The 11,681-nt window shown below is 67.5% G+C and carries 11 protein-coding genes; 1 reads left to right on the plus strand and 10 read right to left on the minus strand.

Features of this window, described 5'->3' with window-relative positions; genetic code table 11:
* From ASD34_RS13680 to ASD34_RS13695, 4 genes are all read right to left on the minus strand, one after another.
* Nucleotides 1-519 (minus strand): GNAT family N-acetyltransferase, encoded by a 519-nt coding sequence (locus tag ASD34_RS13680; protein ID WP_056578254.1) that lies wholly within the window; start codon nt 517-519, stop codon nt 1-3.
* Nucleotides 519-1,313, minus strand: coding sequence for an ABC transporter ATP-binding protein (locus tag ASD34_RS13685; RefSeq protein ID WP_056578256.1), 795 nt, complete (start codon nt 1,311-1,313; stop codon nt 519-521). The genes ASD34_RS13680 and ASD34_RS13685 overlap by 1 nt, the downstream gene beginning before the upstream one ends.
* Complete coding sequence (locus ASD34_RS13690; protein WP_056578258.1) at nt 1,313-2,209, minus strand: ABC transporter permease; 897 nt, start codon at nt 2,207-2,209, stop codon at nt 1,313-1,315. Before ASD34_RS13690 ends, ASD34_RS13685 begins: the two co-directional genes overlap by 1 nt.
* Nucleotides 2,210-2,287: 78 nt before the next feature.
* Nucleotides 2,288-3,265 carry an ABC transporter substrate-binding protein gene (locus tag ASD34_RS13695; RefSeq protein WP_200937588.1) on the minus strand — a complete coding sequence of 326 codons (978 nt, stop codon included), beginning with the start codon at nt 3,263-3,265 and terminating at the stop codon, nt 2,288-2,290.
* 225 nt (nt 3,266-3,490) lie between these two features.
* Here ASD34_RS13695 and ASD34_RS13700 point away from each other — a divergent pair, with 225 nt between their 5' ends.
* A complete protein-coding gene (locus ASD34_RS13700; protein WP_056578260.1) occupies nt 3,491-3,961 on the plus strand; it encodes an Lrp/AsnC family transcriptional regulator in 471 nt (156 codons plus the stop codon).
* A 21-nt stretch (nt 3,962-3,982) separates the two neighbouring features.
* On the opposite strand, the gene ASD34_RS13705 is transcribed toward ASD34_RS13700, so the two are convergent.
* The 6 genes from ASD34_RS13705 to ugpB form a co-directional block, all read right to left on the minus strand.
* Entirely contained in the window at nt 3,983-6,499 is a 2,517-nt protein-coding gene (locus ASD34_RS13705) for a DUF3772 domain-containing protein (RefSeq protein WP_056578262.1), read from the minus strand.
* 51 nt (nt 6,500-6,550) lie between these two features.
* Nucleotides 6,551-7,297: a glycerophosphodiester phosphodiesterase gene (gene ugpQ, locus ASD34_RS13710; RefSeq protein WP_056578264.1), complete on the minus strand. Its 747-nt coding sequence runs from the start codon at nt 7,295-7,297 to the stop codon at nt 6,551-6,553.
* 3 nt (nt 7,298-7,300) lie between these two features.
* A complete protein-coding gene (ugpC, locus tag ASD34_RS13715; protein WP_056578265.1) occupies nt 7,301-8,308 on the minus strand; it encodes a sn-glycerol-3-phosphate ABC transporter ATP-binding protein UgpC in 1,008 nt (335 codons plus the stop codon).
* Nucleotides 8,309-8,310: 2 nt separating this feature from the next.
* Entirely contained in the window at nt 8,311-9,162 is an 852-nt protein-coding gene (ugpE, locus tag ASD34_RS13720; RefSeq protein ID WP_056578267.1) for a sn-glycerol-3-phosphate ABC transporter permease UgpE, read from the minus strand.
* A 39-nt stretch (nt 9,163-9,201) separates the two neighbouring features.
* Nucleotides 9,202-10,083 carry a sn-glycerol-3-phosphate ABC transporter permease UgpA gene (gene ugpA / locus ASD34_RS13725; protein ID WP_056578269.1) on the minus strand — a complete coding sequence of 294 codons (882 nt, stop codon included), beginning with the start codon at nt 10,081-10,083 and terminating at the stop codon, nt 9,202-9,204.
* 98 nt (nt 10,084-10,181) lie between these two features.
* Entirely contained in the window at nt 10,182-11,492 is a 1,311-nt protein-coding gene (ugpB, locus tag ASD34_RS13730; RefSeq protein ID WP_056578272.1) for a sn-glycerol-3-phosphate ABC transporter substrate-binding protein UgpB, read from the minus strand.
* Nucleotides 11,493-11,681: the final 189 nt, after the last annotated feature.

Here is an 11,681-nt window from a genome sequence, read left to right on the forward strand (position 1 = left end):
TCAGTCCAGCCGGCGGGCCATGTAGACCGAGTGCCCGGGGTAGGTCGCCAGCCGGGCCTGCTGTGCGTCATCGGCCGGCACCGTGGCCGCATAGCCCTGGCGTTCCCAGAACCCGACCGAAGCCTGCACCGACACCAGCGTCGAATGCCGCCAGCCTGCGCGCAGCGCGTGGGCCCAGGCGTGGCGCACGAGGCACGGCCCCAGGCGCAGCCCCGAGGCCTCGGGGTGCACGGCCAGGTCGTGCAGGTAGAGCGCGTCGGCGTCGGGCGCCACCTCGAAGTCGCCGTGCAGCGGCGTGAGCTTGCCGCGCTGCGAGGGGTAGGCCGCCAGGTAGGCCCGCACGGCGCCGCCGTGCTCGGCCACCCAGCCGGTGTGCGGCGAGGCCGCCAGCCGCCGCGCGATGAGCACGCCGTCCTCCACGAACCCTGCGCCGTAACAGGCGAGCTGGATCGCCAGCACCGCCGCGAGGTCGTCCCCGCGCATGTCGCGCACGAGGAGAGGGGAAGGCGTCGCGCCCATCAGGCCAGCAGCAGCTTGTCGTCGTCCAGCTTCTCGCCGCGGGTCTGCTCGAACATGCGCAGCAGGTCGGGCACGTCCAGGCCCGCGCGTTGGTCGCCGGCCACGTCGAGGATCACCTGGCCTTCGTGCAGCATCACGGTGCGCGAACCGTAGTCCAGCGCCTGGCGCATGCTGTGCGTGACCATCATCGCGGTGAGCTGGCTGCCTTCGACGATCTTGGCGGTGAGCTCCAGCACGAAGGCCGCGGTCTTCGGGTCGAGCGCGGCCGTGTGCTCGTCGAGCAGCAGGATGCGCGAGGGCCGCAGCGAGGCCATCAGCAGGCTCACGGCCTGGCGCTGGCCGCCCGAGAGCAGGCCGATGCGGTCGGCCAGGCGGTTTTCCAGGCCCAGCTTCAGGATCGACAGCTTCTCGCGGAACAGCTCGCGCAGGTTGCGGTTGAGCGAGAAGCCGAAGCCCCTGCGCTCGCCACGCTTCCACGCCAGCGCCATGTTCGCCTCGATGGTCAGCGCCTCGCAGGTGCCGGCCATCGGGTCCTGGAACACGCGGGCCACCATGCCCGAGCGCTGCCAGGCGTTCAGGCGCGTCACGTCCTTGCCGTCGATTTCGAGGCGGCCCTTGTCGACCATGAGGTCGCCGCTGATCGCGTTCAGAAAGGTCGACTTGCCCGCGCCGTTCGAGCCGATCACGGTGACGAACTGGCCGGTCGGAATGTCCAGGCTCAGGCCGCGCAGCACGCGGTTCTCGATTGGCGTGCCCGGGTTGAAGGTGATTTCGAGTTGTTGCGCGCGCAGCATCAGTTCTTCCCCTTGAAGAGTCCGCCCAGCTTGCGCTTGTAGGCGGGCACCAGCAGCGCGAACGCCACGAGCACGGCGGTGACCAGGTTCAGGTCCTGCGCCTGCAGGCCCATGAAGTCGGTGTTCAGCGCCATCGCGATGAAGAAACGGTAGAGCAGCGCACCGAGCACGCAGGCCAGCGTGGTGATGATCATGCTGCGCGCGGGCAACAGGGTCTCGCCGATGATCACGGCGGCCAGGCCGATCACGATCGTGCCCACGCCCATCGAGATGTCGGCCGTGCCCTGGCTCTGCGCGAACAGCGCACCGGCCAGCGCCACCAGCGCGTTGGAAAGTGCAAGGCCTGCCATCGTCTGGAAGTCGGTCGAGATGCCCTGGGCCCGCGCCATGCGCGCGTTGCCGCCGGTGGCACGCATCGCCAGGCCGGCCTCGGAGGCGAAGAACAGGTCGACGACGATCTTCGCGGCGATCACGATGATCAACAGCAGCAGCGGCTTGGCCCACTGCTCGGGCATCCCGCCGAAGCTGACCATGCTGAACACCGTGGGTTCGGTGATGAGCGCCACGTTGGGCTTGCCCATCACGCGCAGGTTGATCGAGTACAGCGCGATCATCACCAGGATGCTCGCCAGCAGCTGCATGATCTTCAGCTTGACGTTGAGCCAGGCCGTGAGCCAGCCCGAGGCGGCACCGGCCACGCAGGCCACGGCCGTGGCGGCGGCGGGGTTCCAGCCCGCGACGATGAGCGTCGCGGCCACGGCGGCGCCCAGCGGAAAGCTGCCGTCCACCGTGAGGTCGGGAAAGTTGATGATGCGAAACGACATGAAGACGCCCAGCGCGACCAGTCCGAAAATCAGACCGATCTCGATGGCGCCCAGCGAAGCAATGAGGGACATGAGGGCTTCCGGGGAGCGCAGTCGGCGGGCCCCGGCGCCCGGCCTGCGCCGGGAGCAGAAGGCCCGCCGGGGCGGCGTTTACTTGGTGCTGACGACCTTCGCCGACTTCAGCAGCGCGTCCGACAGGGTCACGCCCTGCAGCTTGGCCGCGCCGGGGTTCACCACCAGCTCGAAGTTGGTGCTGGTCTGCGAGGCGATGGTGCCGGGCTTCTCGCCCTTGAGGATGCGCACCACGATCTTGCCGGTCTGGCGGCCGATGTCGGTGTAGTTCAGGCCCAGCGCGGCCACGGCGCCGCGCTCGACGGTGGCAGTGTCGGCGGCCACCACAGGCAGCTTGGCCTGCTGCGCCACCTTCACGATGCCCTCGAAGGCCGAGACCACGTTGTTGTCGGTGGGCGTGTAGATCACGTCGGCCTTGCCGACCAGGCTCTGGGCAGCGGTCGGCACGTCGACGGTGCGCGCGGCGGCGGCTTCGACCACCGTCATGCCGGCGGCCGAGGCGGCCTTCTTGAGCGACTCGACGATGGCCACCGAGTTGGCTTCGCCGGGGCTGTAGATCACGCCGATGCGCTTGGCGTTCGGCACGACCTTCTTGATCAGGTCGATGTGCTTCTCCAGCGGCGACAGGTCGGACACGCCCGTCACGTTGGTGCCCGAGGGCTCCCAGTTCTTCACCAGCTTGGCGGCCACCGGGTCGGTGATGGCCGAGTACACGACGGGAATCGTCTTGGTGGCGGCCACGGTCGCCTGCGCCGACGGCGTGGCGATGGCGACGATCACGTCGGGCGCATCGCCCACGTACTTGCGGGCGATCTGGGCGGCAGTGCCCACGTTGCCCTGGGCGCTCTGGTAGCTGAACTTGAGGTTCTTGCCCGCTTCATAGCCGGCGGCCTTCAGCTCTTCCTTCACGCCGTCGCGCACGGCGTCCAGCGCCGGGTGCTCGACGATGGCGGTCACGGCGACCGACTTGTCGGCGGCCAGCGCCGGTGCGGCGGCGAGCACGCCAAGGGCCAGGGCCACGGCGCTGAAGGGGGTGCGAAGCAAAGCGTTTTTCACGTAAGGGTCTCCGGGTCGGGAAAGGGGTGTGGGTGCATTCGAAGCGGCCGGCAAGGCACCGGCAAAGCACCAGGGCGCGCAATTCAGCGGCCCGGCGTGGCGCAACGCCGTCCGGGCGCGTCGAAGTCTAGATCGTACTTTGCACAATTAAGGTGCATGAGCGCCTCGGGCTTTCCCCGCTTTGAGAAACATAATTGCATCATTGATGCACATGGGGAGACAAAATTGCAGATCATCGAACTCGACCGGACCGACCGACGGATTCTGGACCACCTCCAGGCGCACGGCCGCGCGTCCAACCTGGACCTGGCCGAGGTGGCTCAGCTCTCGCCCGCGCAGTGCCTGCGGCGCCACCGGCGGCTCGAGGAGCTGGGGCTGATCAGTGGCTACGCCGCGCGGCTGAATGCACGCCATATCGGGCTGGGCGTGATCGCCTTCATCCACGTCACGATGGCACGCGGCCACGTCGACGAGCTGCCCAAGTTCCAGGACCTGATCGCGGACATGCGCCAGATCCTGGAGTGCTACTCGGTGACCGGTGACTTCGACTATGTGCTCAAGGTGGTCGCGCGCGACCTGGAGGCGCTGTCGCAGTTCTTGATGCACACGCTGATGCACATGCCGGGCGTGTCGGCCGTGCGCTCCAGCGTGTGCCTGAACGAGATCAAGTGCACGGGGGCGCTGCCGCTCGAATAGAGCAAAGGGTGCGCCGTTCGCTCAGGTGCTGGTGGTGCCCGGCAAAGGCGAGGCGGGTGTGGCCGGCGCCGGCGAGGGTTCGGCGGGCAGCACCGGCGCGGCCGCCGCCATCACGAGCGTTGTTGGCGTGGCCAGCGGCAGGTCGGCCTGCTTGAGCGCATCGAGGATCGTGAACAGCAGGTCGCTGCGCACGCCACCTGCCAGCCGGGGGCTCGGCACGTAGGCAATGGCCTGGAAGATCAGCAGCCCGTTCTCGATGCCTTCGAGCGTGAGCGAGGGCGCCGGCGTTTCCAGCACGCCCTCGTGCGCGCGGCAGGCCTCCAGGATCAGCTCGCGCACGCGCTGCGCGTCGGTGGTCAGCGGCATCGGCAGGCGGATCAGCACGCGGCCCTCGGCGTTGGCCAGCGTCATGTTGCGCACGGTCTTGGTGATGAACTCCGAGTTCGGCACGATCAGCGTCGAGCGGTCGCCCAGCTGGATTTCCGTGGCACGCACGTTGATGCGCCGCACGTCGCCCTCGGTGGTGCCCAGCACCACCCAGTCGCCCACCTTCACCGGCTGCTCGGCCAGCAGGATCAGTCCCGAGATGAAGTTCTGCACGATGGCCTGCAGTCCAAAACCGATGCCCACCGACAGGGCGCTGGCCACCCACGCGATGCGCTCGATGCCGATGCCCAGCGCCGACAGCGAGAACGCCACCACCAGGATGCCGCCCACGTAGCCCAGCAGCGTGGTGATCGAGCTCTGCATGCCTGGCTCGAACTGCGTGCTCGGCAGGTAGCTGCGCGACAGCCAGCGCTTGAACACCCGCAGCACGATGAAGCCGATCACCGCCACCGCCACGGCGCTGAGGATCGCGCCCGGTACCAGCTCGAATTCGCCCACCTTCACGCCGGTGCCGAGCTTGCCGCCTCGCTGGAACACCTCGCCCGGGCCCGTGCCCAGCGGCGCGGCCAGCGCCACCAGCATGTAGAAGAACAGGGCCACGCGGCTCAGGCCCGAGAGCACCGTGGCCGCCTGGTCGAGCGTCTGCGGCGCGAGGCTGAAACTCTTCTGCAGGCGCTGGCCGGAGGCGCTGCGCGAGGACACCGTGGACATGAACACGTCGTCGGCGAACTTGAACAGCACGTAGAACGCCGCCGCGACGATGCCGCTCCAGGTCAGCTGCGAGGCCAGGAAGCTCGCCAGCGCCACGTAGCCGAAAGCCACCAGCACCCAGATCGCGATCACGAGCACCACGATCAGCGCCACCAGCACCCCGACCCACATCGGCCGCTCCGGCAGGCCGGCGTCGGGTGCGTCGGCGCGCAGCGCCTTCAGGCGGTACACGACGGTGCCGACCAGCGCGGTGAGCAGCAGCGCCGTCGCCACGTGCGTGGCGACCACAGCGGCAAAGCTGGCGTCGATGAGCGCGTTGATCTCGGCGGGCGTCCACGCCAGTGCGGCCACCAGCGCCACCAGCCACGGCAGCGCCGACAGGCGCTGGGCCGTGAGGTCGGGAATGGCCGGCAGGCGCCACGACGGCCGTCCCGTGGCCAGCAGCCCGCGTCCCAGGCCGATGATGAAGGCCATGAAGGTCAGCGTCTGCGCCGTCGATTGCAGCGCCTTGCGCGCCTGCGCGTCCCACATCGCGTGGGCCTTGAGCACTTCGACGACGCCATGCGCCGCCACGGCGACCAGCAGCACGTGCGTGGCGACGATGGCGATCACCAGCAGCGAGCGGCGCAGCCGCCCGGCCGGCAGCACGCGCGTGGCCAGTCGTGTCAGCCCGCGCTCGGCGGCCCAGACGCCCAGCCATGCGAGCAGCAGCGCGCCGATGAAGGCGGCGATGACCGGCGTGCGGCTTTCGGGCTGCAGCGCCTGATCGAAACCTTCGCCGAGCGCCGATCCAATGGCCTGCAGCCGGGCCAGGTCGTCGGGCCAGGCCTCGCGCAGGTCGTCCCAGAACTCGCCACCGAGCGGCGAGGCGGCACGGCTGGTGAGTTCGGCCTCGAACTGCTGGCGCCGCTGCGACACCACGTCGGTGCCGCGCTGGCGCACGTCGATCGCCAGCAGCCGGGCCAGGCGGATGTCCGCATCGAGCGCATTGCGCTCCTTGGTCAGCTGCGCGCGCTGGCGCGTGATGTTGGGGTCTTCGGTGGCGCCGGCGGCGGGCGGGTTGCCGAGTTCGCCGAGCCGCGCGTTCAGGTCGGCCAGTTCGCTGGTGCGGGCGGCGACGAACTTGTCGGCCTGCACGCCGATCTCGTTGATCTGCGCGAGCTGCTTGCGGGCATCGTCTTCGGCGCCCGGAACGACGCTGGCATTGGCCTTGCCCGTGGGCGCGATGCGGGCGAACTGCGCGCGCAGCTCCGCGATGGTGGGCGGCGGGGCTGCGGCAGCCGCAGCGGTGTTGGCGCTGTTGTTGGGGTTGCCGTTGCCGGCGTTCATGCTGGCGTCGGGCTGCGCGAGGGCGACACCGCACGTCAGCAGGGCCCACACGGTCAACACGGCCAGGAGGGCGGGAAGGCGCGGGCCCGCCAGGCGAGAGGTCCGATTCATGGCCGCATCATAGAAGCCGCCATGACGTAAGAACGGGTAAGAAATGCAGCGTCAGCCCGCGGGGCTGAACAGGTCGACCCGGTCGGTGATGATGCCGTCGGTGCCCAGGTCGATGAGCCGCTGCGCGGCCCAGTCGTCGTTCACCGTGTAGCTCAGCGAGCGCAGGCCTGCGTCGTGCACCTGCGCCACCGTGGCGGCGTCCCACAGCGCGTGGTTGCAGACGATGGCCTGACAACCCAGGCTCAATGCCGTGTCGAGCCAGCCGTTCCAGAGCGTGTCGAGCAGCAGGCCGCGCGGCAGCTCGGGCTGTACCGCCTGCGCGCCCTTCAGCGCGTCGATCTGGAACGAGGTGAGCAGCGGCGGCACGGCCGCACCTTGCCAGAGGCGCGCGGCTTCGCGTGCCACCACTTCGCCGGTCTCGCGTTCGGTGCCGGGCGTGGGCTTGATCTCGATGTTCAGCAGCAGGTCGTTGGCCAGGCAGAAGCGCGCCAGGTTCTCCAGCGTGGGCAGCGGCTCGCCCGCGAAGGCGCGCGAATGCCAGCCGCCGGCGTCGAGCTGCGACAGCGCGCCCCACGCCTGCTGGCCGCCAATGCCGTGGCCGTTGGTGGTGCGATCGAGCGTGGCGTCGTGCATCAGGAACACCACGCCGTCGGCGCTGAGCTTGGCGTCGCACTCGAACATGCGGTAGCCGTGCGACGCGCCGAAGCGGAAGGCTGCGAGCGTGTTTTCAGGGGCCAGCTTGCCGGCGCCGCGGTGCGCGACCCAGCGGGGGTAGGGCCAGGGGCTGCGTTCGGCCATCGCTCAGTCGGCGCGCTTGCCGGAGCCGGCGTCGAACCAATGGAGCTTGTCTTCGCGCGCGGCGATCTTCACCGTGTCGCCGGCCACCGGCGGGTGGTCGCCTTCGTCGGTGCGCATGATGATCTGCTCCTCGCCAATGCGCCCGTACACCAGGCGCTCGGCGCCCAGCAGTTCGACCTGCTCGACCTGTACGGTCCAGCCGCTTTCGTCGAGCTTCATGTGCTCGGGGCGGATGCCCAGGATCTGGCCCGGGCGCACGCCCGGCGCGTGCTTGAGCAGGTTCATCGGCGGCGAGCCGATGAAGCTCGCCACGAAAGTGGTGGCGGGCCTGGAATACACCTCTTCGGGCGTGGCGAACTGGTCCATCACGCCGCCGTTCATCACGATGATGCGTTGCGCCAGCGTCATGGCCTCGACCTGGTCGTGCGTGACGAACAGCGAGGTGATGCCGAGCTCGCGGTGCAGCTTCTGGATTTCGAGGCGGGTCTGCGCGCGCAGCTTGGCGTCGAGGTTCGACAGCGGTTCGTCGAACAGGAACACGCGCGGCTGGCGCACGATGGCGCGGCCCATGGCCACGCGCTGGCGCTGGCCGCCCGAGAGTTCGCGCGGCTTGCGCTCGAGCAGGTGGCCCAGTTCGAGGATCTTGGCCGCCTTGTCGACGCGCACCTTGATCTCGGCCGTCGGCACCTTGGCGATCTTCAGGCCGTAGGCCATGTTCGCGAACACGCTCATGTGCGGGTACAGCGCGTAGTTCTGGAACACCATGGCGATGTCGCGCTCGGAGGGTTCGAGCTGGTTCACCACCTTGCCGCCGATGGCGATCTCGCCGGCCGAGATTTCCTCGAGGCCGGCCACCATGCGCAGCAGCGTCGATTTGCCGCAGCCCGAAGGGCCGACGATGACGATGAATTCATGGTCGGCGATCTCGGCGCTCACGCCGTGGATGACCTGGTTGGCTTTCGGCCCGTGGCCGTAGCGCTTGATGACGTTGCGTAGAGAGAGAGCAGCCATAGTTATTTTTCAGTGTCCACGAGGCCCTTGACGAACCACTTTTGCATCAGGATCACCACCAGCGCGGGCGGCAGCATCGCCAGGATGGCGGTGGCCATCACGACGTTCCATTCGTTCTGTCCGTCGCCGCCGGCAATCATCCGCTTGATGCCAACCACCACGGGGTACATGTCTTCGCTCGTGGTCGCGAGCAGCGGCCACAGGTACTGGTTCCAGCCGTAGATGAACTGGATCACGAACAGCGCCGCGATCGAGGTCTTCGACAGTGGCAGCAGCACGTCAAAGAAAAAGCGCATGGGGCTCGCGCCGTCCATGCGCGACGCCTCGGTGAGTTCGTCGGGCACCGTGAGGAAGAACTGGCGAAACAGGAAGGTCGCCGTGGCCGACGCGATCAGCGGCACCGTCAGGCCCGCGTAGGTGTTCAGCATGTTCAGGTCGGACAGCACCTTGTAGGTGGGCAGGATGCGCACCTCCACCGGCAGCATCAGCGTCACGAAGATGGCCCAGAAGCAGATCTTCTTGAACGGGAAGCGGAAGTACACGATGGCGAAGGCCGACAGCAGCGAGATGGCGATCTTGCCGATGGCGATGACCATGGCCGTCACGAAGCTCACCCACATCATGTGCGCCACGGGGGCGTTGGAGCCCGCGCTGCTCTCGCGCCCGAACAGCGCGCCCTTGTAGCTGTCGACGATGTTCGAGCCCGGCGTGAGGGGCATCGGCGCCTGCACGATCTCCTGGGCCGTGTGCGTGGACGCCACGAACGCCAGGTAGAGCGGGAAGGCGACGATGAACACGCCCAGGATCATGATGACGTGGGCCAGGATGCCCTGCGTGCCGCGTTTCTCAACCATGCTGCGCCCCGCCGAATTCGATTTGTTCTTGTTGCTTCATCAGTACTGCACTTTCTTCTCGACGTAGCGGAACTGGATGACCGTCAGCGCCACCACGATCACCATCAGCACCACCGACTGCGCGGCCGAGCCGCCCAGGTCCAGGCCCTTGAAACCGTCGTGGTAGACCTTGTAGACCAGGATGGTCGTGTCCTTGCCCGGGCCGCCCTGCGTGGCCGCATCGACGATCGCGAAGGTGTCGAAGAAGGCGTAGACCACGTTGATCACCAGCAGGAAGAAGGTGGTGGGCGACAGCAGCGGGAACTGCACGGTCCAGAAGCGGCGCCACGGGCGCGCACCGTCGATGGCCGCGGCCTCGATCAGCGATTTCGGAATCGATTGCAGGCCGGCCAGGAAGAACAGGAAGTTGTACGAGATCTGCTTCCACACCGAGGCCATCACGATCAGCGTCATGGCGTGGCCCGAGTCGAGCAGGTGGTTCCAGTTGATGCCGATCTTGCCCAGCGCATAGGCCACCACGCCCAGCGAGGGCGAGAACATGAAGACCCACAGCACGGCCGCCACGGCGGGCGCCACGGCGTACGGCAGGATCAGCATGGTCTTGTAGAACATGCCGCCGCGGGTGATGCGGTCGGCGAACACGGCCAGCATCAGCGACAGGCTGATGCCGATGCCGGCCACCAGCACCGAGAACAGGGCGGTGGTCTTGAACGACTCGGCATAGGCCGGATCGTCGAAGAGCTGGCGGAAGTTGTCGAGCCCGACGAACTCGACCGACGTGCCGAACGCGTCCTGCTGCTGCAGTGACTGAAGCAGCGCCTGGCCGGCCGGCCAGAAGAAAAACACGAGGATCACCGCCATCTGCGGTGTCAGCAGCAGCCAGGGCAACCAGCCCGAGCGAAAGAAAACGCGTTTTTCCATGAAGCCCCTACATAAAAAATCCCGCCCGGCGCGCCCTGAAGAAAGGACGTGCGGGGGCGGGCGATATTAGCCGGACACGGGGTCCGGGTTTTCAATCGTTAGCTTTTGTTCGCCTTTTGGAAGCGTTCCAGCTGTTCGTTGCCACGGGTCACGATCGAATCGAGGGCTTCCTTGGCGGTCTTCTTGCCACCCCAGACCTGTTCGAGCTCTTCGTCCTCGATGGCGCGGATCTGCACGTAGTTGCCCAGGCGGATGCCGCGGCTCTTGTCGGTGACCTTGCGGATCATCTGCGTCACGGCCACGTCGGTGCCGGGATTCTGCTTGTAGAAGCCCGAGTCTTCGGTGAGCTTGTACGAAGCCGTGGTCACCGGCAGGTAGCCGGTGCGCTTGTGGCTTGCGGACTGCACTTCAGGCGTCGAGATGAAGCTGAAGAACTTGGCCACGCCCTTGTACTCGGCGGCCTTCTTGCCCGACATGACCCACAGGCTGGCGCCGCCGATCACGGTGTTCTGCGGCGCGCCCGGCACGTCCGGGTAGTAGGGCAGGGGCGCCAGGCCGTAGGCGAACTTGGCGTTCTTGGCCACGTTGCCGTAGAAGCCCGACGACGTGTTGATCATGGCGCACTCGCCCGACACGAACGAGGCCTCGGGCACGTTGCCGCGGCCCTTGTAGATGAACAGGCCCTGCTTGGACATGCTGGCCAGGTTCTCGATGTGGCGCTGGTGCAACGGCGAATTCACCTTCAGGCGCGCGTCCAGGCCCTGCAGGCCGTTGGCCTTGCTGGCGAACTCGACGTTGTGCCAGGCCGAGAAGCTCTCGACCTGCGTCCAGTTCTGCCAGGCCGTGGTGAACGGGCACTTGTGGCCGCTGGCCTTGAGCTTGGCGGCGGCGGCCACCACTTCGGGCCAGGTGGCGGGCGCCTTGTCGGTGGGCAGGCCGGCGGCCTTGAAGGCGTCCTTGTTGAAATAGAAGATCGTGGTCGAGCTGTTGAACGGGAAGCTCAGCATCTGGCCGTTGGGGGCGGTGTAGTAACCGGCCACGGCGGGGATGTAGGCGGCCGGATCGAACTTCTCGCCTGCGTCCTTCATGACCTGGCCGACCGGGATGATCGCGCCCTTGCTGGCCATCATGGTGGCGGTGCCCACTTCGAACACCTGCAGGATGTGCGGCGCGTTGCCGGCGCGGAAGGCCGCGATGGACGCCGTCATGGATTCGTCGTACGTGCCCTTGAAGGTCGGGACGACCTTGTAGTCCTTCTGGCTTTCGTTGAACTGCTTGGCCAGGTCGTTGACCCACTCGTTGTTGACGGCGGTCATGGAATGCCACCACTGGATTTCGGTCTGGGCCTGGGCTGCATTGAACAGTGTGGCGGCCAGCGCCGATGCCAACGCGAGCGTCTTGAATCGCATGAAGTCTCCTCGGGGAAAAAATGGAAAGCGCGAATGCTATGGCATGTGCGTGACACAGCCGCGTCACATTGGGGCACGGACCCGGGGGCTATTCCAATCGGGGGAAACCCCTTTCGCGTCAAGCCCGGCGCGGGTTGCGGGGCGGTTGCTGCGCTGCACCATGCTAGCATCGTCCTCCCCTTTTTCTGG

The organism is Variovorax sp. Root473 (assembly GCF_001426505.1).
GTDB lineage: Bacteria > Pseudomonadota > Gammaproteobacteria > Burkholderiales > Burkholderiaceae_C > Variovorax.

What these genes read in the sequence shown, in the direction of transcription:
- ugpA (WP_056578269.1), bottom strand. Translation starts at nt 10,083, where the DNA reads ATGGAAAAACGCGTTTTCTTTCGCTCGGGCTGGTTGCCCTGGCTGCTG.
- ASD34_RS13705 (WP_056578262.1), bottom strand. Translation starts at nt 6,499, where the DNA reads ATGAATCGGACCTCTCGCCTGGCGGGCCCGCGCCTTCCCGCCCTCCTG.
- ASD34_RS13680 (WP_056578254.1), bottom strand. Translation starts at nt 519, where the DNA reads ATGGGCGCGACGCCTTCCCCTCTCCTCGTGCGCGACATGCGCGGGGAC.
- ugpB (WP_056578272.1), bottom strand. Translation starts at nt 11,492, where the DNA reads ATGCGATTCAAGACGCTCGCGTTGGCATCGGCGCTGGCCGCCACACTG.
- ASD34_RS13685 (WP_056578256.1), bottom strand. Translation starts at nt 1,313, where the DNA reads ATGCTGCGCGCGCAACAACTCGAAATCACCTTCAACCCGGGCACGCCA.
- ASD34_RS13690 (WP_056578258.1), bottom strand. Translation starts at nt 2,209, where the DNA reads ATGTCCCTCATTGCTTCGCTGGGCGCCATCGAGATCGGTCTGATTTTC.
- ugpC (WP_056578265.1), bottom strand. Translation starts at nt 8,308, where the DNA reads ATGGCTGCTCTCTCTCTACGCAACGTCATCAAGCGCTACGGCCACGGG.
- ugpE (WP_056578267.1), bottom strand. Translation starts at nt 9,162, where the DNA reads ATGGTTGAGAAACGCGGCACGCAGGGCATCCTGGCCCACGTCATCATG.
- ugpQ (WP_056578264.1), bottom strand. Translation starts at nt 7,297, where the DNA reads ATGGCCGAACGCAGCCCCTGGCCCTACCCCCGCTGGGTCGCGCACCGC.